Annotated in this window: 25 protein-coding genes; 8 read left to right on the forward strand and 17 right to left on the reverse strand. The window is 41.8% G+C overall.

Annotated features, from left to right (window positions below):
* Window positions 1-107 precede the first annotated feature (107 nt).
* The 5 genes from FTV28_RS09950 to FTV28_RS09970 all read right to left on the reverse strand — a co-directional run bounded on the left by FTV28_RS09950 (window position 108) and on the right by FTV28_RS09970 (window position 4,467).
* Window positions 108-386, reverse strand: coding sequence for an SDR family NAD(P)-dependent oxidoreductase (locus FTV28_RS09950; protein ID WP_257222832.1), 279 nt, complete (start codon window positions 384-386; stop codon window positions 108-110).
* Between the two features lie 40 nt (window positions 387-426).
* Complete coding sequence (locus FTV28_RS09955) at window positions 427-1,281, reverse strand: TauD/TfdA family dioxygenase (protein WP_179990285.1); 855 nt, start codon at window positions 1,279-1,281, stop codon at window positions 427-429.
* 71 nt (window positions 1,282-1,352) lie between these two features.
* Window positions 1,353-2,924, reverse strand: coding sequence for an AMP-binding protein (locus tag FTV28_RS09960; protein ID WP_179990287.1), 1,572 nt, complete (start codon window positions 2,922-2,924; stop codon window positions 1,353-1,355).
* Between the two features lie 28 nt (window positions 2,925-2,952).
* Window positions 2,953-3,747: a thermostable hemolysin gene (locus FTV28_RS09965; RefSeq protein WP_167846200.1), complete on the reverse strand. Its 795-nt coding sequence runs from the start codon at window positions 3,745-3,747 to the stop codon at window positions 2,953-2,955.
* Window positions 3,748-3,969: 222 nt separating this feature from the next.
* On the reverse strand, window positions 3,970-4,467 hold the full coding sequence (locus FTV28_RS09970; protein WP_096902274.1) for a thioesterase family protein: 498 nt from the start codon (window positions 4,465-4,467) through the stop codon (window positions 3,970-3,972).
* A 120-nt stretch (window positions 4,468-4,587) separates the two neighbouring features.
* Between FTV28_RS09970 and hemB the strand changes: the two genes are divergently transcribed.
* Together hemB and thiO are read left to right on the forward strand one after the other, a co-directional pair.
* Window positions 4,588-5,601, forward strand: coding sequence for a porphobilinogen synthase (gene hemB, locus FTV28_RS09975; RefSeq protein WP_004975342.1), 1,014 nt, complete (start codon window positions 4,588-4,590; stop codon window positions 5,599-5,601).
* 13 nt (window positions 5,602-5,614) lie between these two features.
* Entirely contained in the window at window positions 5,615-6,733 is a 1,119-nt protein-coding gene (gene thiO / locus FTV28_RS09980; protein WP_004975341.1) for a glycine oxidase ThiO, read from the forward strand.
* Between the two features lie 20 nt (window positions 6,734-6,753).
* Here thiO and FTV28_RS09985 read toward each other — a convergent pair whose 3' ends face one another.
* Complete coding sequence (locus tag FTV28_RS09985; RefSeq protein ID WP_004975339.1) at window positions 6,754-7,671, reverse strand: TIGR01777 family oxidoreductase; 918 nt, start codon at window positions 7,669-7,671, stop codon at window positions 6,754-6,756.
* Window positions 7,672-7,807: 136 nt separating this feature from the next.
* Window positions 7,808-8,254: an ABZJ_00895 family protein gene (locus tag FTV28_RS09990; protein ID WP_004975337.1), complete on the reverse strand. Its 447-nt coding sequence runs from the start codon at window positions 8,252-8,254 to the stop codon at window positions 7,808-7,810.
* Window positions 8,255-8,735: 481 nt separating this feature from the next.
* On the opposite strand from FTV28_RS09990, the gene FTV28_RS09995 reads away from it, so the two are divergent.
* The 3 genes from FTV28_RS09995 (at window position 8,736) to FTV28_RS10005 (ending at window position 14,022) form a co-directional block, all read left to right on the forward strand.
* Window positions 8,736-9,986 carry an exonuclease SbcCD subunit D C-terminal domain-containing protein gene (locus tag FTV28_RS09995; RefSeq protein WP_167846202.1) on the forward strand — a complete coding sequence of 417 codons (1,251 nt, stop codon included), beginning with the start codon at window positions 8,736-8,738 and terminating at the stop codon, window positions 9,984-9,986.
* 9 nt (window positions 9,987-9,995) lie between these two features.
* Window positions 9,996-13,607 (forward strand): AAA family ATPase, encoded by a 3,612-nt coding sequence (locus FTV28_RS10000; protein ID WP_179990289.1) that lies wholly within the window; start codon window positions 9,996-9,998, stop codon window positions 13,605-13,607.
* 139 nt (window positions 13,608-13,746) lie between these two features.
* Window positions 13,747-14,022, forward strand: coding sequence for a hypothetical protein (locus FTV28_RS10005; RefSeq protein WP_004975329.1), 276 nt, complete (start codon window positions 13,747-13,749; stop codon window positions 14,020-14,022).
* 360 nt (window positions 14,023-14,382) lie between these two features.
* Here the strand turns inward: FTV28_RS10005 and FTV28_RS10010 are convergent, their stop codons facing one another.
* On the reverse strand, window positions 14,383-15,072 hold the full coding sequence (locus tag FTV28_RS10010) for a YggS family pyridoxal phosphate-dependent enzyme (protein ID WP_167846204.1): 690 nt from the start codon (window positions 15,070-15,072) through the stop codon (window positions 14,383-14,385).
* Between the two features lie 124 nt (window positions 15,073-15,196).
* Here FTV28_RS10010 and FTV28_RS10015 point away from each other — a divergent pair, with 124 nt between their 5' ends.
* Window positions 15,197-16,234 (forward strand): type IV pilus twitching motility protein PilT, encoded by a 1,038-nt coding sequence (locus FTV28_RS10015; protein ID WP_104852405.1) that lies wholly within the window; start codon window positions 15,197-15,199, stop codon window positions 16,232-16,234.
* A 21-nt stretch (window positions 16,235-16,255) separates the two neighbouring features.
* Window positions 16,256-17,374, forward strand: a complete 1,119-nt coding sequence (locus tag FTV28_RS10020; protein ID WP_004975326.1) for a PilT/PilU family type 4a pilus ATPase — start codon at window positions 16,256-16,258, stop codon at window positions 17,372-17,374.
* Window positions 17,375-17,446: 72 nt separating this feature from the next.
* Here FTV28_RS10020 and fur read toward each other — a convergent pair whose 3' ends face one another.
* A complete protein-coding gene (gene fur, locus FTV28_RS10025; RefSeq protein WP_004975325.1) occupies window positions 17,447-17,884 on the reverse strand; it encodes a ferric iron uptake transcriptional regulator in 438 nt (145 codons plus the stop codon).
* A gap of 118 nt (window positions 17,885-18,002) precedes the next feature.
* On the opposite strand from fur, the gene FTV28_RS10030 reads away from it, so the two are divergent.
* On the forward strand, window positions 18,003-18,401 hold the full coding sequence (locus FTV28_RS10030; RefSeq protein WP_004975323.1) for an outer membrane protein assembly factor BamE: 399 nt from the start codon (window positions 18,003-18,005) through the stop codon (window positions 18,399-18,401).
* 56 nt (window positions 18,402-18,457) lie between these two features.
* Here FTV28_RS10030 and FTV28_RS10035 read toward each other — a convergent pair whose 3' ends face one another.
* From FTV28_RS10035 to dut, 8 genes are all read right to left on the reverse strand, one after another.
* Window positions 18,458-18,778, reverse strand: coding sequence for an RnfH family protein (locus FTV28_RS10035; RefSeq protein ID WP_004975319.1), 321 nt, complete (start codon window positions 18,776-18,778; stop codon window positions 18,458-18,460).
* Complete coding sequence (locus FTV28_RS10040) at window positions 18,775-19,860, reverse strand: hypothetical protein (protein ID WP_004975316.1); 1,086 nt, start codon at window positions 19,858-19,860, stop codon at window positions 18,775-18,777. The genes FTV28_RS10035 and FTV28_RS10040 overlap by 4 nt, the downstream gene beginning before the upstream one ends.
* Window positions 19,861-20,006: 146 nt before the next feature.
* The gene (locus tag FTV28_RS10045; protein ID WP_004975314.1) at window positions 20,007-20,462 is read right to left on the reverse strand and encodes a bacteriohemerythrin; all 456 of its coding nucleotides are present in this window, start codon (window positions 20,460-20,462) and stop codon (window positions 20,007-20,009) included.
* 263 nt (window positions 20,463-20,725) lie between these two features.
* Window positions 20,726-21,574: a class II glutamine amidotransferase gene (locus FTV28_RS10050; RefSeq protein WP_179990292.1), complete on the reverse strand. Its 849-nt coding sequence runs from the start codon at window positions 21,572-21,574 to the stop codon at window positions 20,726-20,728.
* A 90-nt stretch (window positions 21,575-21,664) separates the two neighbouring features.
* Complete coding sequence (locus FTV28_RS10055; protein ID WP_168418258.1) at window positions 21,665-22,465, reverse strand: GNAT family N-acetyltransferase; 801 nt, start codon at window positions 22,463-22,465, stop codon at window positions 21,665-21,667.
* A gap of 213 nt (window positions 22,466-22,678) precedes the next feature.
* Window positions 22,679-23,584: an acetylglutamate kinase gene (argB, locus tag FTV28_RS10060; RefSeq protein ID WP_168418240.1), complete on the reverse strand. Its 906-nt coding sequence runs from the start codon at window positions 23,582-23,584 to the stop codon at window positions 22,679-22,681.
* 10 nt (window positions 23,585-23,594) lie between these two features.
* Window positions 23,595-25,034: a phosphomannomutase/phosphoglucomutase gene (locus FTV28_RS10065; protein ID WP_179990294.1), complete on the reverse strand. Its 1,440-nt coding sequence runs from the start codon at window positions 25,032-25,034 to the stop codon at window positions 23,595-23,597.
* Window positions 25,035-25,272: 238 nt separating this feature from the next.
* A complete protein-coding gene (dut, locus tag FTV28_RS10070) occupies window positions 25,273-25,725 on the reverse strand; it encodes a dUTP diphosphatase (protein ID WP_179990296.1) in 453 nt (150 codons plus the stop codon).
* Between the last annotated feature and the right edge of the window lie 59 nt (window positions 25,726-25,784).

Genomic DNA, 25,784 nt, shown 5'->3' on the forward strand with positions numbered 1-25,784 from the left:
TCAACAATACAAAAAATTTCTGTAAAATCGTACATGGTAGTTAGAGCCTTTGGGTTGTGTCGTAACTTTCTAAATGGCTCTAACTACCTTTTTTTCAAGGGCTTTTCTTATCCGTAATTCGGGTTAATATAGTAATGAATCGGCTGTTTTAATGCGGCAAGTGCCTGAATAAAATCATGACGACTGCTGGCATCAATTAAATCACAACGCAGACTGTGTAATTGCAACTGAGGATACTGCTGCGCCAGACTTTGCTCTAGTTGTTGCAAGGTGTCTTGCTTACGCCCAACCAAAATTAAGTTTAAGCCTTTTTCAGCAAAATGATGCGCAATCGCATGACCAATCCCGCCTGTTGCCCCGAAAATCACCGCAGTTAAATTTGACATAAAAGATACTCTCAATTTTAAGATATTCGATACAACTCAATTATAAAAATGCAGGATTCAGTCCCAAGCCCATACAAATATAGAGTTTACGATCTTCTAATGGCACCAATATTTCACGTCTGCCATGCATAAAGCGCTTGTTATCAATGAGCACCACATCACCATCTTGCCAGTCAATTTCTGAGGTTTCACGCTCGCATCGCTCTGCCAACTCTTCCAATAATTCCGCTTGGATTTCGCTGCCATCGGCAAAGTAAAAACGCGGCTTTTCGTAATTATAAGAAGGCCCCAACAAGGTGTTGGCAAAGGCAGGCACAGCTTTTAAATTGTCATGGCGAATCATCGGCATGCTTAAATCGTACTGTACGCCTTCATCATGCGCAGGGCGAATCCGTTGTCTAGGAATCATCGCAATAAAATGAGCGAGTTCCCGCTGCCCGACATGTGCAGCATCGGCAATATTGAGTGCAGTTGCCACATACTTTTGCCACATTACTTTAGGTAAGTAACGGCTGATGGTCATCGGTTCAGCAAATTTCTGTTTCAGTGTATCAGGCAGTTTTTTCCATACCTCATGTCCATCACATAAGGTGGTCTGCGAACCACGCGAAGCACTTTTTTCACTAAAAAAAGCAATAATATCAGGCGGCATTGGGGTTGAACCATTTTCTATATGCAGCCCCATTGCCTGCGTACCTGCATCTACTTTTTGCGATTGTCGGGTCACATTTTCACGTGCAGGGTCATAGGTCAGCTTTTGGCAAATATTGCTCATCAGCCCACTAAACGCATTCACATCATAATGTTCATTTCTAAGTAAAACCCAACCGTGTTCCACCAAACGATCTTTAATTTGTTGTGGGGAATGTTTGAATTGCTGTTGTGCAATATTCATGTGATTTCTCTCTATCTCTATTGATGACTGACAGGTATGTCTATCTGTGAAACATCTCCAAGATCAGCCATTTAATACGTTGTAGGATGTGCCAAAGCTGTCTGATACTGTTGCTGAATGACTGCTCTACGCAATTTTCCGTTATCGGTTAACATCTGATTATTTAAAGAAAAAGGTTGTTCAGCACGGCACCAGTGTTTAATTTGGGCATAATCAGGCATACGGGTATTGGCACGATAAATCGCGGCTGCCAATTGCGCATCTGAACGATGTTCCTCGGCATAAATCACTGCAGATAATGACGGCTGCGCTTCACCAAACACGGCAATCTGTTGAATTTCAAGCTCACTCAAACTGTTCGATTCAACCCATTCTGGTGAAATATTGCGCCCAAAACTGCTGACAATAATTTGCTTGATACGCCCCGTGATATATAAATAGCCATCTTCATCAAAATAACCTGCATCGCCTGTGTGAATATCGGCTGATACCGCATCCTGCTCACGCCCAAGTTCATGCATATATCCCAACATGGCATTGCCCTTGACCACCACTTCTTGATTGGCAGCAATTTCGACTTGAACATGCGGTAATACGCGGCCAACACTGCCAATTCTGCGAGCTTCAGGCAGGTTTAAACTCACGACCGATGCACATTCAGACAGACCATAACCTTCATAAACAGGTAAATTGAATTGCTGACACTGCTTGAGTAAATCTGCAGACACCTTGCCACCACCCACGGCAATAAACTTCAAAGTGCGCAAGCCCAAATCGCCGTGTTGATGGATATATTCCACAATCGCTTTGAGCATTTGCGGCAATAAAATCACGCTTTCAATGCAATATTGCTGCACGGCATCGACAAAGCGTGAAACATCAAACTCATGGTTGGTCAGCAAACCGAACTGGCTGACTTCACCCACCACCACTGCACGTCCCATGTGAAAAGGCACATACACGCCTGCGATATTTTCAAGCAATGTTGCAAATGGAATTAGACACAAATGCCGCCCAAGCTGGCTACTTTGTAATGCCTGACTTAAAGAGTGTGTAATTGAATTGATGGTGGCTTCTGCCAAACACACACTTTTGGGTGTACCTGTACTGCCCGAGGTATAAGTAATTTTTGTAGGCTGCTCAGCAGAATTTGGGGATAAATGCGGTTGTGCTGTTTCAACGCTTAGACGAAACAACTGCCCTTGATATAAATCTGATGGTGGCAAAACCTGTGCCTGAACTGCATCAATCATCTCCAACAAAGCTTCTGGAATAGCAGTATTTCCAATAGCCGAGTTAACATTGGACGGAGTATCGCTTTGTGCAGTATCCGTCAAAATACACAGCAACTCCGCTTGGCTGTCTTGCAGTAAATGTTGCACTTGTGCAGCAGTAAAAAATAAAGGCACAGGAATGACTGTCATTGCAGCTTTACGTGCGGCTAAATCGACCACAATCCAATCGGCCTGGTTCACACCCCACAACGCCAAACGCTGTACTTGATAAGTTGCCAATTCTGCACTGAGCAACTCAACCCGTTGCTGTAATGTGGCATAACTCAGTGTGGTTTGTGCCGTCACAATTGCTTCACGCTCAGGGTCTGTTTGAGCATAGTGATTCAGGTTTTCAAATAACTCTTTCATCTTTCAATTTCCGCCTTTCTGCATGACCTTAGGCATAAAAACAATATTGCTGTTGCGTGACCGCCAACGCTGCTGCAACGTCAATCGCCAGTACATAAGGCTTCTGTTGGTAATAACTGCCCCATTGATGCTGTGCATCGCCCAAGGCTTCGGGGTTGGCTTTTTCTAGTACCTGAAAATGCAAACCCATTTGCTGTAACACATAGCGCACTGCTGCTGTTCCTGTGCAAACTGCCCACGACACATTGTTCTGCGATAAGTGAAAGACCAAAAAAGCCACCATCAATTTGGCTTTGCTCATGTCTTGCGCTGCCAAGTTGCCAATTTCAACAATCTGCGCGCGCGTTACAGGCACTTGGCTCAATTGGGTTAAAATGGTTTCAATGGGTGCACCTAAATACTGTTCCAAAAAGGCTTGGTTTGCGCCCAATGGTTGCATGCCAATCACCACTTGCATGTCGTGGTTTACATAGCCTGCAAACAAGGTATCTGAAAAAGTATTTATGGATGCCTGATGGACTTTTTGGTATTTATCTCGAATAAAATGCTCTAATGCCAAGCGTTGTTTGCTAGCATCTTGGGTCACAGTTGTCACATTTAAATGTTGTGCTGTTGTGTGTGCTTGAATCACCGAGGCATAGCTGTGTAATACATCTAAATGTGGCTGTTCTAGGTTCAACTGTTTTGGGTTCGTTTGTGGTTTATACGGCTGCGCTACAGATGCATACCCGTTGAATTGTTTTTTATTTTTTTGCTGATGAAAATTCGCATCCAGAAAATGCGTTTGACTGGATGATTGAGCATCAAAATTAAATTTGATCATGTGCATCACATTGGATAGAAAATAACTCAATGCTCAAGATAGAAATCTAAACTTAAAGAAAACTTAAGTCGCTACAAACTGTCACAATTCAAAAAACTCTTCATGCACACAAAAAAAGGAGATGATCACTCAACTCCTTATATGTTTAAAACAATAAACTAATCAAAAATAAACAGTCATCCAATTATGCAAAACACAATTGTTCGCGCCCTACCTTAGATTTTAATAGGCATAAGACGCAATTGCCGTTGCAATTGGTTTATCTTCATCATTGACCATCGTCATACGCATGGTGCAGCCTTTACGCCCTAAACGCAAAGTTTCCGCACGGGCAATAAAATACTTGCCGCGTCCCGGTGCTAAATAATCCACTCGCATATCTACGGTAGCCAAACGAGTGACTTTTTTAATGGTATCGGGCAAATCGTCAGGTTCTGTCCGTTTATATAACTCCCCCATTGCCACAATACCGCCCACACTGTCCAAAATGGTTGCAGCAACACCACCATGTAAAATTTGGAAAGCCACGTTGCCCACCATATACGGTTGCATCTCAATATAGGCTTCAATTTGACCATCTACCACACGCATGCTCATGCCATTGTGTTGAAAAAATGGCGATCCATTAAATGCATTGACCAATTGTCTTAGCACGACATCAATATCGACTTTCGCGCCTAAATGTATATTCCCAGTCCAATTTTTCTCTGCATTACTCATAACGTGCCCAAAAGTCCAAACAACTCAATTTACCAACAATAAAAACAGCCAATGTATGCCCAAATGAAATTTAAGGGGCTACAATAGTCGTCTAGTTTAATACTGATCAGTGAGATTTTTATGACCTATACGTTCAATCGCCCTGCATTTCCTGCCACTCGTATGCGTCGTATCCGTAAAAATGATCAATTACGCGCCATGGTTCGCGAAACTCACTTAACCACAGATCACTTGATTTATCCTGTATTTGTTTTACCGGGACAAAATCAAACCCAAGATATTCCAAGCATGCCGAATATTCAGCGTTTATCGGCAGACTTATTACTCAAAAAAGCCGAGCGTTTAATGCAGTTGGGCGTGTCTAAACTGGCATTATTTCCAGTCACACCACAAGAAGACAAAAGCCTGACCGCAGAAGCAGCATGGCGTGAAGATGGCTTGGTGCAAAACACACTACGCCTGCTGAAAAAAGAATTGCCAGAGATGGTACTTATTACCGATGGCGCACTCGACCCGTACACCACTCATGGTCAAGATGGCATTATTGATGACACAGGCTATGTCCTGAATGATGAAACGGTTGAATGTCTAATTAAACAGGCTTTAAGTCATGCCGAAGCGGGTGCAGATGTGGTTGCGCCAAGTGACATGATGGATGGCCGTATTGGTGCGATTCGTCAGGCGTTGGAAAGCAACGGGCATATCTATACCTCTATCATGGCTTATTCAGCCAAATATGCCTCTAGCTTTTACGGTCCTTTCCGTGATGCAGTCGGTTCTGCCAGCAACCTAAAAGGCGGCAACAAATACAATTATCAAATGGATATTGGCAACCGTGCCGAAGCCTTGCATGAAATTGCACTGGATATTCAAGAAGGTGCAGACATGGTGATTGTAAAACCAGGCATGCCTTATTTAGACATTGTACGTGAAGTGAAAGATAACTTTGGTGTGCCAACCTTTGTCTATCAAGTGAGTGGTGAATACGCCATGCTTGCTGCCGCGATTCAAAATGGCTGGTTGTCGGACAGTGTGATTATTGAATCGCTAATGAGTTGCCGCCGTGCAGGTGCAGATGGTATTTGGACATATTTTGCCGAAGAAGCAGCACTCAAACTTAAAGATATGGCATAAACAGGCGACTTTCATGCACATCGCAATCATTGGTGCAGGCATCAGCGGTTTGTTGTCTGCACTCGAACTGGTAGAGCAGGGCTGCTCTATCAGTATTTTTGATCAACAACAAGCAGCACAAGCGGCATCATGGGCAGGTGGTGGAATTCTTTCTCCCATGTATCCGTGGCGTTATCCTCAAGCGGTCAATGACTTAGCCCAATTTGCCAAACCGCAGTACCAAGCATGGAATGAAAAACTCAAACCTATTACAGGCATTGATTTTGAAATCCATGAAACAGGCATGTTGATTTTTGATGAAGATGATTTTGAGATTGGTATAAATTATGCCGAACGTCATCATGAACCGATGCAGCAAGCTGAATGTCTGAATCGGGAACAGCTCGAACAAATTAACCCGCATATCCACCCCAAATTTAAACAAGCCCTGTATTTCTCACAACTTGCCAATGTGCGCAATCCGCGTTTATTACAATCGCTCACGCAATATTTGAAACAACATCCGCGCGTGCGATTTTTTGAACACTGCCCAATTCAGCAATTTCAGATCACTGAAGATCGTATTCAAGCCATTCAATCTGCCGATGGTCGCTTGCATCGTGCAGATCATATCGTGCTTGCGACAGGTGCATGGTCACAGCACTGGGCGGCACAACTGGGTTTAGAGATTCCTGTACAGCCTGTACAAGGGCAAATTGTGTTATTTAAAACCCCTGCACAATGGTTGCCAAGCATGTGCATGAACAAGGTAATGTACTTGATTCCACGTCAAGATGGGCATGTGCTATGCGGTTCCAGTATGCGTCACGTTGGTTTTGACACCACACCAAACCCGCAAACCCAACAAGATATTTTAACGGCTTGTTTTGAAATGGTGCCTGAATTGGCACAGTTCCCCATTGTGAAACAATGGGCTGGTTTACGTCCAGGCTCGCCTACAGGTGTGCCGTATATCGGCAAAGTGCCAAGCCTAAATAATGTATGGATGAATTTCGGACACTTCCGTAATGGCTTATGTATGGGCACTGCTTCAGCGCAGTTATTAAGACAGCTCATGCTTGGGCAAGAAACGATTGTTGATCCTGCCGCTTATGATCCAAAGCAGTTACAGCCCACCTCAATCTGTGCATAACACTCAGCAGCATCCTCTGTTTAAGTAGAGGATGATGCACCCAGACAAGCCGCTAGCGCCTGTTCAAGTTTTGGATATTGAAAGCAATAGCCTGCTTGTTCTAACGCTTGTGGTTTAACATATTGCCCATTCAGCACCAATTGCGATTGCTCGCCCAATAACCAACGCAAGACAAAAGCAGGTAACACCAAAAATGGACGACGTTTTAAAAGCCGAGCTGCGGTTTCGGCAAAGTCTTGCTGACTGGTTTTTTCAGGTGCAACCACATTCAAAATTTTGGCGTCTACAGGTTGCGTCATTAACCAGTGAATGGCCTGTAAAACATCTTGTATATGCACCCATGCAACAGGCTGCCGTCCATGCCCAATCCGCCCGACGGCATTTAAACGAATTGGTAATAACATTTGCGGTAAAATGCCACCACCGCGCCCAAACACCACGCCCAAGCGCATAATTTTAGTATTTTGCTGGCTGAAGCTTAACGCAGCCTGTTCCCATTGCTGGCACAACTGCGACATAAAAATATCTTGTGCTGCACTGTGTTCGGTACATACTGCTGACCATTGTTCCTGCGGGTCAATTCCGTAATACCCCACTGCCGAGCCTGAAATAATACACTTGGGGAAAATACGGCGCTTTTCAAGATATTGATATAAGTGCAGTGTGGTCTGAACTCGACTATCAAGCAATTTTTGTTTGCGTGCTGCTGTCCATCTGCCCTGCCCAATACTTTCTCCCGCCAAATTAATCACATAATCAATTTGTTCGGTGTCGAGTTCATCTAACTGCTGAATCCAGCGTAATTGTGGATGTTTGGATACTCGATTGGGCTGTCGGGTTAGCCCCACCACCCGATAATCCTGTTGCAATAAAAACGGCAACAATTGTGAACCAATAAAACCACTTGCCCCTGTTACCAGTACCAAAGGTTTATGCATCTTCCAATCTCAGCATGATGAAAAATATAGTTTTAGCTATACGTGATTTAGACTGAATGTTCAAGTCTGAGCAAATCATCATCACATAACTGATCATGTATATTTGAAGAAAATCAGATATTAACAACTTCTTTTATCAGCCAAACATTTTAACTGCCATACGCTGTGCCTGTTTACCATAAAACCAATAGGTCAGCAGATACAATGGAATTGCGATCAACAAGAACATGATCACCACCACACTCATAAATTGTGGCTGTTGCAAATACTGTAAAAAATCTTGCCAAATGCTTGGGTTTTGGCGAGAAAATATCGCCAAACCTAATAATAAAAACGCCAAGTTATAGCCCCAAAAAATCAGGCTAAATCCTAAAGTAAATGTCTTGCGTTCCTTGTCATTCGGCGCACGGCGTTGTTGTTTTAAAAACTTATACAGCACTAAAATCATGGCAACCAAATAAGGCACCGCAGTTAAAATCCCGCCTACACCCGCAGGTAATAATGCAGCCAATACGCCACAAATACAGGTCATCACAAAGCAATACAAGAAAAACCAGATAAAATAACGGCTTAGCGATACCATAAAGATGACTCAGACAAAAGATTCAGCCTAGTATAAAAAAAATTGATTTTTTTTTCATGAAATTGTCAACCGAATACAAAAGCCTGACGTTATATAGGCTACAAGGTCACAACAACCGTTAATGTGTATGGCATCCACAATATTTTCGGTGACCTGACTAAAGCAATAAATCGCATACAGTCATGCTTTGAACAGCAGCCAAAGCTTTACTGTATCGCAAGTTTTTCTTTGACCGACGATTTCATCATCACTCGAATCGTCGGTCTTTATTTTTTAAGGTCTTTTTTTAGCCTTTCTAACATCAGTATTTTAACTCTCTATATTTTTCTATACAGATCACGACAGATTTTACTTTCCCTTCTCTTTAAAATCTCTACGACCTAAATTGTCGCTTTAAAAGCAGAAAACTGGTTTTTTGCCGCAGTGTTGCGCTCAGTTATGTTAAGTTATCCCATAATTCAACATCAAGATTGGAACACGCATGGCTGTTCATTTTTTACATACGTCTGATTGGCATTTGGGGCAATTTTTCCATCACCATGAACGTGAATATGAACATACTGAATTTTTAAATTGGCTCTTAACTCAAATTAAAAGCAAACAGCCGAATGCCCTGCTCATAGCAGGCGATATTTTTGATGTGGTCAATCCTGCTTCGAGCGCTCAGAAACAACTCTATCAATTCCTTACCGATGCGCATGTGCTTGCTCCACACATGCAAACCTTAATGATTGCAGGCAATCATGACTCTGGGTATCGCATTGAGCAAGTTGAACCCTTTTTAGACCGCTTCAACGCCAAAGCTGTGGGCGTGATTGGTAAAACAGCCGAGCAAAAATTAGATTTAGATAAACTCCTAGTGCCTATTTATGACGCTGCGCAAAATATTGTGGCATGGTGTCTGACCCTGCCCTATTTACGCAGTGCAGAAATTACAGGTTTAAATGAACATAGCAGTGACAATCAATCTGCGGTTGCTTACTTACATCAACAACTGATTGCAGAAGCCAAAGCTCGTAAACAGCCAAATCAAGCCCTGATTTTAATGTCACATGCACACATGCAAGGTGGCGAAACTTCCGACTCAGAACGCCCCATTGTAGTGGGGAATGAAGAAGCCTTATCGACTGCGCTGTTTGATGAAGTGATTGACTATGTCGCACTCGGACACTTACACAAACCGCAACAGGTCGGACAGCCACACATTCGCTATAGCGGCTCACCCATCCCTTTATCATTTAGCGAGCTGAATTATAAACACCAAGTCCTTGAAGTTAGGATTGATCCATTACAGGCTGATGCACAGCGTTTCCAATATGAAAGCTTGCTTATTCCACGTACGGTAGAGCTGCTTCGGATTCGCTGTGAACTTTCTGAATTAATCACCGAACTGAATAAATTGCCAAAAGATGAAATTGCAGAAGTTTGCGCACGGCATTTTTTAGAAATTGAATATATCAGCGATGCCCCGCCACCCATTGATTTACGCCAACAAATTGAACAAGCACTGCCTGCCAACCGCTATCGTTTACTGCGCATTGCACGACGCTTTCAAAACTGTGAAAACTCGAACGTGCAACAATCAAAAATTGATTTAGAGCCGCCTACGCCTGAAAAATTATTTTTAGATTTATGGGAAAAAATGGGCTATCAACCTGACCCAGAAGTGAGCCAAGATTTTTTACAGCTTTTGGCCGAAGCCCAACAAGAACTTGATCAGAATAAAGCTTAAGGATTTGCCATGAAAATTTTACGTTTAAGTTTAAATAATTTGGCATCTTTGGCAGGCACGCATGTCATCAATTTTGAAGATGAGCCACTGGCACAGGCAGGTTTAATTGCAATTACGGGCAAAACTGGTGCAGGCAAATCGACTTTGCTGGATGCCATGTGTTTGGCACTTTATGACGAAATTCCACGTTTGAGAGGTGCAACAGGCAGCCTGACCGATACCGCAGGCAAAGAAATTTCCTTAAAAGACTCTAAACATATTTTACGTCGTGGTACGACTTCTGGCTTTGCAGAACTTGAATTTATCGCGCTTGATCAAAAACGCTATTCGGCACGTTGGCAAATTCGCCGTGCACATAACAAAGTGGATGGAAACTTAAAAGTTGAACGTGCCATTACCTGCTTAGATGAACAACGGGTTTTAAATCAAAAAATTTCTGAAGCTACGCCGATTGTAGAACAACTGATTGGTCTTAGTTTTGAGCAATTCACACGCGCAGTATTATTGGCACAATCGGAAGTTGGGGCATTTTTAAAAGCCAAAGACCATGAACGGGCAGATTTACTTGAATATTTAACCAATTCGCAAATTTTTACCGAAGTCAGTAAACGTGCAGCCGTTAAATTTAGTGAAATTAAACAAAAGCGAACAGATCTTGAAAATGTCATGGGGCATGTGGTGCTCCTCAGCGATGAAACACTAAAAGACTTAGAAACCCAACAACATGACCTAAGTCAACAATTAGCTTTGCTGACCCAAACCGAAAAACTGTATGAAAATGATGTGAAATGGCACAAAGATTGCCATGAACTCTATGCCAGCACCCAAGCTAAAAAAGAAATATATGATGTTCAAGTCGATGCCGATCTTAAACTCGCCTCTCAAAAACAATTGCTCAAACATTTAGATGAATTTCAAACCATCCGCGAGCAATTTGTCTTGCGTCAGCAAGCAGATACCGAGCTAAAAAATCTGAATCAGCAGCTTTTGAAATTTGAACCAAACTTGCAACAAGCGGAATACGCACAACAGCAAGCGATTAGTCAGCAACAGCAAGCGGAAAAAGACCTTCAGGCATGGCAACAGCATGTTGAACAATTGAAACCACAACTTGAAATTGCGGCACAGTTACAACATGAAATTTCTAGCAAACTTCAACAATATACCGCTTTGGATGCTGCACAAAAATTATTTGCAGAGCAGCAAATTCAGCCTGTGCAAAATAATTTGAAGCAACTGACGACTCAACTTGCAACCGAGCAACAACAACAGCAACATTTACAACAGCAATTCAAACAGACTGCGGCATGGGCAAATTTTGATGATAATTTAGCCCTTACGTTGCAACGTCTGCAAGATTATTTGCAGCTTGAACAGCAGCTACGTCAGCAAAACCCTACGCTGTTCCAATCTGCATTAGATACTTTAATTGAGCAACAACAACATACACAGCAACAACTGTTGGTTTGGGAAAAACAATATCAACATCCTGAACAACTTGAGCAGCAACTCACGGCAGAGCAACAGCAATTACAACATGCTTTAAAGAGTGTGCATGTTTTAGAGCGCTTGCAACAGGCACTTGAACAATGGCAACAACAGACCACCCTATTTGAGCAGTTACAACAGCGTCAGCAAGAAACTTTAAGTCTGCAACAGCAGACACAGACTCAAATTCAAACCCAACAGCAGCAAGTGCAAATTACTGAACAAGCCTTGCAACAATTACAGCAGATCTTTGAACAGCAGCGTTTATTGCAGCATCAAAGTGTGCAGGATTTACGTGCCCAATTAAAACCGAATGAAGCCTGTATGGTCTGCGGCAGCCATGAACATCCGTTTATTCAGCATGAAAATTTACTCAGTGACGCTTTAAACCAATTGCAGGATCAGCAATTGCAGCAGGCCAAAACTGAATTTGAGCATGCGCAAAAACAGCTACAACAATTGGAGCGTGCTCGCAGTCAATACGATGCAACTTATCATCAACAACAACAACGCAGTCTTGAACTGCAACAGCAACTTGAACAACAACAGACATTGGTGCAACAGCTTGCAACATCCTTATCTTTAGATTTGGATGCAGCGCTGCCTGTTGCAAAGCAAATTGAACACGTACAGCAACATTGGGCAACAACACATCAATCCACTCAACACTTGCAGCAGAGTATTCAACAAGCAAACGATACCCTGAAACAATGGCGCAATGCTGCACAGCAGGCAGAACAACTCAAATATGCTATTCAACAACGCCAAGACCTCGCTCAGCGTTTACAGCCTATTTTGTCGCTTTTAGATGCAGAACAAAGACACGCTTGGCTCAATCAACCGATTGAATACTATCAAAATGCCTTACAACAGTTAGAGCAACGTCATCACTTGCAGCAGCAGCAAGTTCAACTGAGCAAAACGATTGAACAACTGACTCAACAACAGCAGCAAGTGCAAGAAAAGTTGCTATTTTTACAACAGCAACATGCAGAGAAAACCCTACAACTGCAGCAGATTAAAACTGCAGGAAGTGAGCTGCGTGATCAAATTAAGCAGCTTACAAGAACTCATGCGGGATGTGAATATCAGACCTATCAAGAATGGCAGCAGGCTTTAGATCAGCAACAACAGCAACTCAATCTTGCACTTAGCACACAACGAACTGTACTTAATCAAGCAGAACAGGTGTTAAAAGACTTACAACTGCAAAAACATGGTTTGGATAGTAGAATTCAACAGCGCATGCAGCAACACACTGAATGTCAGCAACACATTGCAACGTGGCAAGCGACACACACGCATTTTCAAGCCAGCATCATTGATAAATGTTTACAGATTTCTTATGCCGAACATCAGCAAATACGCAACATGCTGCAGCAACAACAAAACAGTTTGGAGAGTGCTAAAACGGCTTGGCAAACATTGGAAGAGCAATATCAAAAACACTTAAAGCAACAGCCACAACTGAGTTTTGACGAGGTCACCACGCAACTGGCAGCGCTGCAAACAGACAAAGCCAAACAACAGCAAAACTATAATGAGATTGAGGCACAGCTACGCCTGAATAGCACCAATCAAGGGATTTTTGCTACCTATCAAACTCAAATTGAAAATATCAAAGCTGAAGAATATCGTTGGGGACGTATTTACGATTTAATTGGGCATAAAGAAGGGACAAAATTTAAGAAAATTGCCCAAGAACATCACTTGGATATTTTGGTGGAATACGCCAATCAGCAATTGCTACCACTGAGTTCGCGTTATCAATTGCATCGTATTCCAGACAGTTTGGGGTTAGCGATTATTGATTTAGATATGAACAGTGAAATTCGCCCTGTTCTGTCTTTATCGGGTGGCGAAACCTTTTTGGTTTCTTTAGCTTTGGCACTGGCAATTGCCAATATGGCATCTGGCTCAATGAAACTGGAATCGCTATTTATTGATGAAGGCTTTGGCACTCTCGACCCGACTTCCTTGCACATGGTGATGAATGCCTTAGACCATCTGCAAAGTCAGGGACGTAAAGTGGTGCTGATTTCGCATATTCAGGAAATGCACGAACGAATTCCTGTGCAAATTCAAGTCAAACCAGTGGGTGCAGGGGCAAGTGAAGTCAATGTGGTGGGTTAAAGCCAATACTGCCTAAAATCTGAAGATTATTTGTCGATTGAAGAATTATTGAGATGACTGTGAGATTTCAGATTTTAGGCTTCCATGAAGTTGTATTGAATTTATTTTAAAATCACCCACACTTTAAGTACTTAATTTTATGGATATAAAAACGATTATTCTCTTTGCTGTATTGCCCAGTTTAAGTATTATTTTTCTCACATGGTTAATACGTTTCCCTAAACCTTGGGTTTTTAAAGCGGTTTTAATTTTTGAAATCATTCTCACCGTCTGCACTTTAGTCATTGAGTTGGATGCAAGAAAAACACCTGGAAATAGCGGTTGGACCATCATTTTCACAGGCTTCTTTCAGTTCTGTTTTTTGCTATTTTTACTGATTGCCCGTATTCGAATCTGGATAGAAAATAAATCTTGAATGTCTACTTCACCTATTTACTGGACGGGAGTGGCGCTTTCTAAAAATAGTGAAGGTTATTAAAAATAATCTACACAAGCCAAAACTTTGACAGCTTTACAGCATACATAACTAAAAAAGCCTCGACATCCTGTCGAGGCTTTCTAGATTCAGTTTTTGGTATAACTCCTGTCGTACCAAGCACTTCCGTGTTGTTCTATTTCTTATTCTTCTTATTTAGGAAACTCCCTGTTTCCCGATAAGTTCATATTAAGAAAATCCAACCTTCAGCACTAGCCGCAAAATTCCGCATTTCATGTCAGCCAAAACGTACAAGATAATGTTTGCAAAATCTTGGCAGATTCTTTGTTCATCTAGCAATTAAGCCTTGGAATAGTCACGTGCGCCAAACAATGCTGTACCAATCCGTACCATAGTTGAACCTGCTGCAATTGCGGCATTTAAATCGCCCGACATCCCCATACTCAAAGTATCCCAATCTTCAGGTTGTGCATGTTGTGCTTTCACTGCATCAAACAATTGTTTGGCATCTTGAAAAGCTTGAGGATGATCAGGTGCAGGAATCACCATCAAACCGCGTAGTTTTAAATGCGGTAATTGGCTGATCTGTCGGACTAATTCTGCAACTTCGCTCGGCTGACAACCATCCTTCGTGTCTTGCGCATCAATATTTACTTGTAAACAAATATTCAGGGGCACTTGTTGAGCATCGCGCTGATTCGATAAACGCTCGGCAATAATCAAACGATCTACCCCATGCACCCATGCAAATTTTTCTGCCAAATGTTTGGTTTTATTGCGCTGCACATGCCCAATAAAGTGCCATTCAATTTCTAAATCACTCAGGGCCTGCATTTTATCCAAAGCTTCTTGCAAATAATTTTCGCCAAAAGCGCGCTGCCCTGTCACATACATTTCACGCAAGGCTTCACTCGGATGAGTCTTAGACACTGCCAACAATTGCACCGTATTTGGCTCGCGCTGTGCCAACTGGCATGCCTGTTGAATTTGTTGCAAAACCTGAGTGCGCATAAGCTGCAGATTATTCATTGATGCATTTCTCATTTCATTCATCTTTTTTTACCTTGTCCAGCAACTAACAGTTGGTTAAGCTGATGGAAAGCCGTATTATTCTATCAAAATAATTAAGATTTAATTGATCTCGGGGACTTTCATGGATATTACAGAATTATTGGCGTTCTCCGCTAAAAACGGCGCTTCGGATTTACACTTATCTGCGGGCATGCCACCACTGATTCGTGTGGATGGTGAAGTTCGTCGAATTAACTTACCAGCATTAGAACATAAAGAAGTACACAAATTAGTGTACGACATTATGAATGATAAACAACGTCGTGATTATGAAGAAAATCTAGAAACGGACTTTTCTTTTGAAGTCCCAGACGTGGCTCGTTTCCGTGTGAACGCATTTAACCAAAACCGTGGTGCAGGTGCAGTATTCCGTACCATTCCTTCTAAAGTTTTGACCCTTGAAGATTTAGGCATGGGACAAATCTTTAAAGATATTTGTGAATATCCACGTGGTTTGGTATTGGTGACAGGCCCAACGGGTTCAGGTAAATCAACCACACTTGCCGCGATGATTGACTTTATTAATGACAATCGCTACGACCATATTCTGACCGTCGAAGACCCAATCGAATTTGTACACCAATCTAAAAAATGTTTGGTTAACCAACGAGAAGTACACCGTGATACGCATGGCTTTAACGAAGCATTACGTTCGGCACTGCGTGAAGACCCTGACATTATTCTAGTTGGTGAGATGCGTGACTTAGAAACCATTCGTTTGGCACTGACTGCTGCTGAAACGGGTCACTTGGTATTTGGTACGCTACACACCACCTCTGCAGCAAAAACCATTGACCGTGTGATTGACGTATTCCCTGCCGAAGAAAAAGACATGGTACGTGCCATGTTGTCTGAATCTTTACAAGCCGTCATTTCACAATCCCTGCTCAAGAAAAATGGTGGTGGTCGTGTAGCTGCGCATGAAATCATGATTGGTATTCCTGCAGTGCGTAACCTGATTCGTGAAAACAAAGTAGCTCAAATGTACTCGGCAATTCAGACTGGTGCCAACTACGGTATGACCACCCTTGACCAGAGTTTGAAAAACTTGGTATCGCGCGGTGTGATTAGCCCACAAACGGCTCGTACGGTTGCAAAACAGCCTGAATCATTCTTATAAGTTTAAAATTCGAGATACGCGATGGACTTTAATGATTTACTGAATTTAATGATTCAGCAAAAAGCGTCTGACTTGTTTATTACAGCCGATGTTGAACCTTCCATGAAAATTCATGGACAAATTGTGCCTGTAGCCAAAAGTAAACTTACAGGTGAAATTGTCGGTCAGCTGCTTAACTCAATTATGAGTGAAAAACAGCGCAAGGAATTTGCCGAAACCCGTGAATGTAACTTTGCGATTACCAACCGTGAAAAAACAGCACGTTTCCGTGTCAGCGCATTCCAACAACGTGATGAGCCGGGCATGGTACTCCGTCGGATTGAAACCAAAATCCCGACCATGGATGACTTGAAACTGCCACCTATTCTCAAAGATTTGGCGATGACCAAACGTGGCATCATCATTTTTGTAGGTGCGACTGGTACAGGTAAATCGACTTCTTTGGCGTCTATTATTGGTTACCGCAACCAAAACTCCAAAGGTCATATCATTACCATTGAAGACCCGATTGAATTTGTGCATGAACATGCAGGCTGTATTATTACCCAGCGTGAAGTCGGAATTGATACTGACTCCTTTGAAATCGCCTTAAAAAATACTTTGCGTCAAGCACCTGACGTGATTCTGATTGGTGAGATTCGTTCCCGCGAAACCATGGATTATGCAATTGCCTTTGCCGAAACAGGTCACTTGGTATTTGCCACCCTGCACGCCAACAACGCTAACCAAGCAATTGACCGTATTATTCACTTCTTTGAAGCAGACCGACATAACCAGTTGTTCATGGATTTGTCGCTAAACCTGAAAGCGATTGTGGCACAGCAATTAATTCCAACCATAGATGGCAACTCACGTCGTGCTGCGATTGAAATTTTAATTAACTCACCATTAATTGCAGATTTAATCCGTAAAGGTGATGTGCACGAAATTAAAGACCTAATGAAGCGTTCTCGCGAATTGGGCATGCAAACCTTTGACCAAGCTTTATACGACCTCTATAAAGCCAAGCAAATTAGCTACAAAGACGCACTTAAACACGCCGACTCGCCAAACGATTTGCGTCTACAAATCAAATTATCAGAAGAAGGTGGCGAGCGTTTGTTACATGCAACCTCGAATATTACCTTCGATGGGCAATAACTTCGCAACAATGCTTAAACACAAACAAAATAGGCTTCCATACGGAAGCCTATTTTTTATGCTTACAGCAAATTATTTCTTGCGTAAGGCTTCACGACATTCTGGCGCATCACAATAACCATATAAATTCAGCGAGTGCCCTGTGAGCTCAAAACCAAATTTTTCAGCTACATCATGCTGTTCTTTTTCAATGGTATCGTTAATAAATTCAACCACTTTGCTACAGTTCAAGCAAACCAAGTGGTCGTGGTGATCTTCCTGCATAATTTCAAACACAGAATGATTGTTCTCAAAATTATGACGCTCAATAATGCCTGCAGCTTCAAACTGTGTTAACACACGATACACAGTTGCTAAACCCACATCTTCACCCTGATCGAGTAAAGTTTTATAGATATCTTCTGCACTTAAATGATGTTGTTTTGAATTTTCTAATAATTCTAAGATTTTAATTCGTGGAAGGGTAACTTTAAGTCCAGCTTTGCGTAATTCTTGATTTGAAATAGGCATGAAAAAAGGTCTCTCAACAAAATTAAAGTTGGAATATGCAACAAAGTTAAGATGCAGTATGATCTAACACTGGATCAAGATCAAATGCATCATAATTAATTTGGGATAGTGTAGCAAAATGCAAAAAATCATGTTGACGTTATTGGTCACTTCACTGCTCGCAGGCTGTTCGACCTTGGGCGTTTATAAAGTCGATATTCCACAGGGTACACCTTTAACCCAAGCTCAAGCGTCTAAAGTCCAAGTCGGTATGAGTCATCAACAAGTCCGCTTTTTGCTGGGCAGTCCTACCATCGCCGACCCGATGAATCCATTACGTTGGGACTACATTTACAACTATATCCCAGGAACTTATGCTAAAAAAGCCAAGATCCCTGCCGCGCATGGTCAGCATTTGAAAATCTTTTTCAATCAAAATGGTATTGTAGAAAAAGTTGAAGGATTGGAAACGATTCCAGAATCTCAACCAGGCCTACCAGGATCGAAAGAAGCGATTCTCAACGCGCCACCACTATAGCCGCTTTAGAATAAAAAGAAACCCCTCACTGAAATTCATCTGAGGGGTTTTTTAAATCATTGCAATTGTCTCAAGCGATTGCTTTTGGCATAACGCCCTACTGGGTTCTTTGCGGCACGTTTACGACGAATATCTTTCGGGTTAATGGTCAAAGCACGATAAATCTCAACCCTATCACCTGCTTGTAATACATGCTGCGGCTCAACCCGTACACCAAAAATACCCAGCATCAACGGTTCAGGTAAAGTCGTTGCTGTCACAAGTCCACTCTGCTGAATTGCATCCAGTACAGTCATGCCCTGCTGAAATGCGACAGCCACATGCCATTGTTGTTCGGGTGTGGCATACGCCACCCAAACCTGCGCCATTTGACTCATGCGATCCACTGTCCAATTAACGCCACCATCGCCACTACGATAGATACAGGTAACACCACACGTACCGCAATACGCCAAATGTTATAAAAGGCTTCACTGCTAAAGTTCATGGCTTTACGCAAATGGCTGATTTTCATAATCCAGCCTGCAAAAATAGCGTAAATCAAACAAATAACTAAGCCCCAAAGCAATAAGGCAAAATTAAATACAGGACTAATGGCAGGAATTGCCCAAGCCAAAGTTGCTGCAATCAATACAACCCACTGAATCGCAACCACCATTTGACGTTGTGCCAATTGTTCACGTGCCAATTGTAATAAAACCGCTGCTGCTGCAACAGTTGCCACCACCAAAGCCAATGCTGGAATTTGTGCTTGCACGGCAAAGAATGCAAAAGCAACGACTGCCAATAGCTGAGCAATCCAAATTGGCAATACCGTTGAAGTTGCTGCAGATTGTTGCTGTACTTGCGGCAAACTAGTTTGCCAGTACAAGCCCATGCCTAAACCACTGGCCACCAAAGCCAAAACGGTTGCACTGCCCCATTCGCTAAACTCAATTGAGGTGACTTGCCATGCAGGGAGTTCTGAACCCATCACCATCGATAAAACCAAAGCCGCCACAACAGCAACAGCGGTACATAGCAATAAAATTTGACGCGGCACTAATGACAATGCCAGTGCGAAAATAGCCACAATCACAAACAAGACATGACTAGCCAAGTCTGCAGCGGCATATTGATTTAAAATTTGCGCAGCATTAGACAACAAACCGCCTGCTAAAAATGGAATGAACACCACTGCAAGCCAGCCCACCAAACGCCATTTTTGAGAAGCATCGGCATCACGGGTTAAACTTAAAAGTGCTTGTAATGCTGTCGTTTTTGAGCGTTTGGCTAAGGCAATTTCCAAATAAGTAATCGGTAATGCCAAAATCAGCATAGTTGCTAGCCACAACAACCAAAAGTCGAGCTGACGCTCAACCTGAATACCTGTCATTGGTGCGAGTGTGGCAATAATAATGAATGATAAACCAAATGCCATCAGCGGCGATAACCATCGTGACATAGCATTGTCCTGCATGACGCTGTCCTAATAAAAATCTACGGCTATTTTGCCTTTGTCATCAAGGAAAAGCAAAACCTCAAAAAAGAAAAAGCAAACTATCGTTAGATAGCTTGCTGCGCAAATTTATAATTTTTATTCTTTCATTTTTTATGGCTTCAGACTTATGAGAAGAAACGAGCGAACCAACCTTTACCTTTCTTCTTCTCATTTTCCTTAATAATGCCCATCATATTCTCTTTCACAGCACCAACATAATCGGCGTCATCGTGTTGAATATGATTAATTAACCATTTTGATAAGACTTCATGCAATTCGCCTTCAATGGATTGTCCCATTTCATAACGATCGCGATAAGACTCAATTTTTTTAATGAATAAATCATGCACACGTTTATGTGGTACGCGGTATTTATAACCCGCTTCTTCTTGTAATGATTCTTCAAACGTAAAATGCGACTGGGTGTAATCAATAATATTATCTAAAATCTGCTTTACACGTGCTCGATCTGTACCATCGCTAATTTCAACAATTTCATTAATATAATCGAGGATACGTTTATGCTGATCGTCAATCACATCGATACCAGTGTTGTATTCTGGAACCCATTTCATCTTCATACGACCACCTTACAGAAATAAATGATTAATCACATTGCGGAATGGTAGCCGTATTTCCCATAAATAAAAATGAAGCGAATTGGTAGGGATTGGTTTAAATCGCACAAAAACAACACAAGACATTGATTTAAATAAATTTTAACAAAAATACCCGACTAAAAGAATCAATTATTAATTAACCAATTTATACATTTTCATTCTTGATTTAATTGAATTGTACAATAATAAAATGAATATTTTTCAACCACACATACCCGTATAAATTAGTATTGATCCGCTTTGGTGATCCGTCTTAATTCAGGATTTAAACGCTCACGTTCCAAACGCGCAATATGTGTCATTTGGGTTTTAATTGGGCGTCCATGTTGAAATAAAATCATTTCACCTGGCTGAAATGCTGTCCATGTTTCATTTTGAGTCAAGGGTTCAGTGGTAATCACTGCCACACAATCCTCTGCTGTAGTAACTTGGCTAAAATCGACCTCAACATCTAAATCAATTAATTGTGCAGGTTGAAATGGATAAGCACGCACCAACCAATGTAATTTGGTCACCGCATAACTAAATAATGCCTGACCATTGGACAAACAAAAATTAAAAGTGCCATGTTCTGCAATTTTAGGAGAAATTTCGGCTAACAAGTCAAAAATTTGCGTCAGGCTAGGCTCATCATAACCAAAACGATTAACAAATTGATCAAGTAAATAACAAAATGAACGCTCACTGTCAGTATTACCCACAGGGGTAAAACGTCCCGACAAACGTGGATGAAAATCGTGTAAGTCTCCATTATGGGCAAAAATCCACTGACGCCCCCACAATTCACGGCTAAACGGATGTGAGTTTTCTAGATTAATTTTACCTTGTGTGGCTTTACGAATATGCGCAATCACGTTACGTGATTTAATTGGATAATTACGGATCAGCTCGGCAATTGGTGACTCGACTGCAGACTGATTATCGACAAATAAACGACAAGCTTTATCTTCAAAAAAAGCAATTCCAAAGCCATCTGAATGATCTGATGTAATTCCAGCGCGCTGCGAAAATCCCCGAAATGAAAAGGTAATATCGGTAGGTGTCGCACAATTCATTCCAAGCAACTGACACATAAGGCTTTATCTATACACAATAATTAGTTAATTTTATTATTGTGCATCAGCCATCATGATATTTCAAATCAGAAAATTTGAACTGCAGGCTTATGACGCTTTGACTTTCTTTTGTCGAATAAAATGCTTTGCCATCTGCTTCACATCTAACAATACAAAATAGTCCAAACAATTAAATTCGCGGTCATAAAATGCCTGAGTTGAGAGTTTGGCATTCATTTTTAAATACACGTCAAATAATTTAGGGATACGTTCATCTTGACTAAAGCTATGACTTGGACAACTCGGCACAAATGCATCTTGAGATTGAATATCACAGCGTTGATTTTCAGACAATTGCTGAATCGCTTGATGGGTGTAATAGGCACGTGCTTCATTACCTTCCAAGCGAATACTGACACAGCCAATTAAATGTTTGGCACGCATTTCCCATAAAACTTTTGGAATCAAATTCAGCCATAAAATAGACAAGGTTTTTCCCGAACGGTAGCGTGGATGCACACAAGTTCGCCCCATTTCAACAATATTTGAGAAATGTCCCAATTCATCTATAATTTTAAATTCATGTGCACTATAACTATTGGCTAGCTCATGCCCTTGCCAAAGTTTTAAACGGGTATACGCCACAATTTCACCCGTTGCTTTATCTCTAAGCACAGCATGTTCACAGCTAAAATCATATAAGTCTTGGTCTAACCCTGACGCAAACTCAATGCCAAATTGTTTAGAAAATTGCTGAGCACGAAAGCGTTGTACCTCTTGTAATTGTTTTAAATTTTCGACCCATTCAAACGCATATTGTGTGGCTTTGCTATTTTTTTTCTGTGCTTTGCCAACTTTGCTTAATGGAAAACTTAATTGTTGACGGTATTGATTTAATTTTTGCAGCATCATAGATACCTCGTGTTTTCTCTTACACTAGGACAGCTGCATGACACTATGATGACTGATTTTTAGCAGAATTCTGTTTTACTCAAATCAGCCTGATTCGGCATTTAAAATCAACAAATGACTATTGTACGGCATAAAAAAAGAGCCTCCTTTGAAGCTCTTTTCAATCTTTTGCAGACTTAGCACAATGTGCAAACCCACTCAAATGAACTATTACTTACGTGCCTGCACTCGGTTGGTAATTAAAGTACCAACTCCATGATCGGTAAAGATTTCCAGTAAGGTTGCATGCGGCACACGACCATCTACAATATGTGCGCTGATTACACCGCCTTTGACTGCATCTAATGCACAGCCAACTTTAGGAATCATACCGCCATAGATCACACCAGTATCAATCAAACGATCCACTTCCTGCGTAGTCAAACCGGTCAATAAGTTTTTATTTTCATCTAGCACACCAGTAATATTGGTGAGTAGAATCAGTTTTTCTGCACCTAATGCTTCTGCAACTTTACCAGCCACCAAGTCGGCATTGATGTTATAGGTATTGCCTGTATCATCGACACCTAAAGGTGCTATGACAGGAATAAAGTCGCTGCTGGTAAACATTTCTAAAACGTCAGTTTTTACCCCAACCACTTCACCGACTAAACCAAGGTCAATCTGCTCGACTTCGCCTGTTTCGGTGGTTTTTTGCATCAATAATTTTTGTGCACGAATCAAATTACCATCTTTACCTGTCAAACCAATGGCGCGACCACCATGTTGGTTAATCAGATTCACAATGGACTTGTTCACACTACCACCGAGCACCATTTCCACCACTTCCATGGTAGCAGGATCGGTCACACGCATGCCGTCAATACGGTCAGACTCGCGTCCCAATTGCTTAAGCATAGAATCTACTTGTGGGCCGCCACCATGCACAACAATTGGGTTTAATCCAACTGTTTTAAGCAGCACGATGTCACGTGCGAAAGAACTTTCCAGCTCAGGATCAGTCATGGCATTGCCGCCATACTTTACAACAAGGGTCTTGCCCGCAAAACGTTGAATATACGGCAAAGCTTCAGTCAAAATTTGTGCTTTGTCGATACCAGTCTGTTGATGTGGCATTCGCCTCTCCTTATTGAGCATCTAGAATGTCTTGGGCGATTTCAGGGTATCGCTCACTTAACATGGAAACAAATGTATCGCGAATATCATTCAGTCGTGATGGATTATCGGCATCAAAACGCACCGTAAAATATTCGCCCGTATTGGATGCTCGAATAATGCCAAATCCATCTTCAAAATCAAGCCTTACGCCATCAATTTTACTTAATTGTGCGCCACTCTGCTGACTACAGCTTTCTACATCGTTTAAAACAGTGCTTGGTTCAATATTATGCGTACTAATATAAGTATCTTCTGTACAGCAGCGCTCAGGATATTTCTGCATCAGTGCTGAAATGCTACCGGCTTCACTTTGACTTAAATATTCCAGTACCCGCAAGGCGGCGTATATACCATCGTCATAGCCAAAACCACGCCCGTCATTAAATACATAATGCCCTGCATATTCGCCACCAAACACGGCTTTACCCTGCGACTGAGCTAAATAACGGCGCAAGAAAGTACTACCTGTACGAATCATCACCGCTTGACCGCCTAAATCACGCACGGTATTGCGTACCATAGTGGAGCATTTTACATCAAACACCACCTCATGCTGTGGATGAGTTTTTAGACACATTTCTGCAAATAAGGAAAGCAAACGGTCTGCTGAAATAACCTTTGCCTGTTCATCCAGCAATACCACACGGTCACCATCCCCATCTAAAGCAATGCCAATATCTGCCTGATGTTCAAGTACCGCAGTTTTTAAATGTTGTAAGTGCTTTTCTTGAGATGGGTCTGGCGCATGATCTGGAAAATGTCCATTGGCCACACAGCGTAGTACCACCACCTCACAGCCCATTTTTTGTAATACCAATGCAGCGCAATGCCCTGCCGAGCCATACATACCATCCAGCACCACTTTATAAGGGCGTGCCAAATGAATGTCCTGTAACATGGCATTTTGATATTGCTGGCAAGCATCTTCTATAAATTCATGTGAAGTAGTAGCGACAGAATTAGCCCATCCACTGTTACTTTGATTCAACACATAATATGGTGTGGCATCAATTGCCACTTGCTGAATCATTTCAGGCGTTGGCGGTTCACCCTGCATAATCCATTTAATACCATTGTCAGATTTTGGATTATGACTGGCGGTCAGCATAATGCCATTACCTGCAGTATGCCGTGCCATAAAATACAACATCGGGCTTGAGCAACAGCCCACCATCGTCACTTGAAAATGATGCGCAAGAAAAACCTGTCGCATCATTTCCGCATAAGCGGGACTATTTAAACGAGCATCGTAACCGATACTAATCTGGTTCTGTTGATGCTGTTGATACTGCTGTACTAAACCTTGTGCGATTGCATGTACGAGGTTTGCTGTTAATACGCTTTCTTTACCACGAATGTCATAAGCACGAAAAATATGCAGAGGAAATGGAGATAGTGGATGGTTCATAGGCTTACAACTACAAGAATGAGCCAACATAAATTGAATAAATCTCAGCTCTATAAATTTTAAAAATTCTAATTAGACTTTTTTAAGGATGCGTTATCGTCTCATATGATCTAGAAATATGCTTGTCATTATTAGTACATATTTGGTTACTTTTCAAGAATTGCAGGTAAAGTTTTAGATGAAACTTTACCAAGCATTATAATTCAATGAACAAACTATGTTTAAGTGACTAAAAAAATTAGTTTTTCCCTGTATGCCCAAAACCACCAGCACCACGTTCTGTTGCCACAAATTCATCGACCTGTTCAAATTCTGCCTGTACCACAGGGACCAATACATACTGTGCTAAACGCTCACCAGGTTCTAAACTAAATGCGGTTTGGCTGCGGTTCCAAACAGATACCATTAACTCGCCTTGATAATCTGAATCGATTAAACCGACCAAGTTACCTAATACAATACCGTGTTTATGCCCTAAACCTGAGCGTGGCAAAATAATGCCTGCAAAGCCTGTGTCCTGAATATAAATTGCCAAACCTGTTTTCACCAATACCGTTTGACCCGGTTCAATGACAGTGGTGCTATCCACACAGGCACGTAAGTCTAGACCCGCAGAACCTGCAGTGGCATAAGTTGGCATAGGCCATTCTGTACCTAAACGTGAATCTAATACTTTAACTTGAACTTTCATGAAATTTGTCCTGTTCTTCAATTTTTACTGTGGCTTTTGATGCAGTTTTTGCATCAATA

Origin of the sequence: Acinetobacter sp. YH12252 (assembly GCF_013417365.1) — a bacterium.
GTDB classification, from domain to species: domain Bacteria; phylum Pseudomonadota; class Gammaproteobacteria; order Pseudomonadales; family Moraxellaceae; genus Acinetobacter; species Acinetobacter towneri.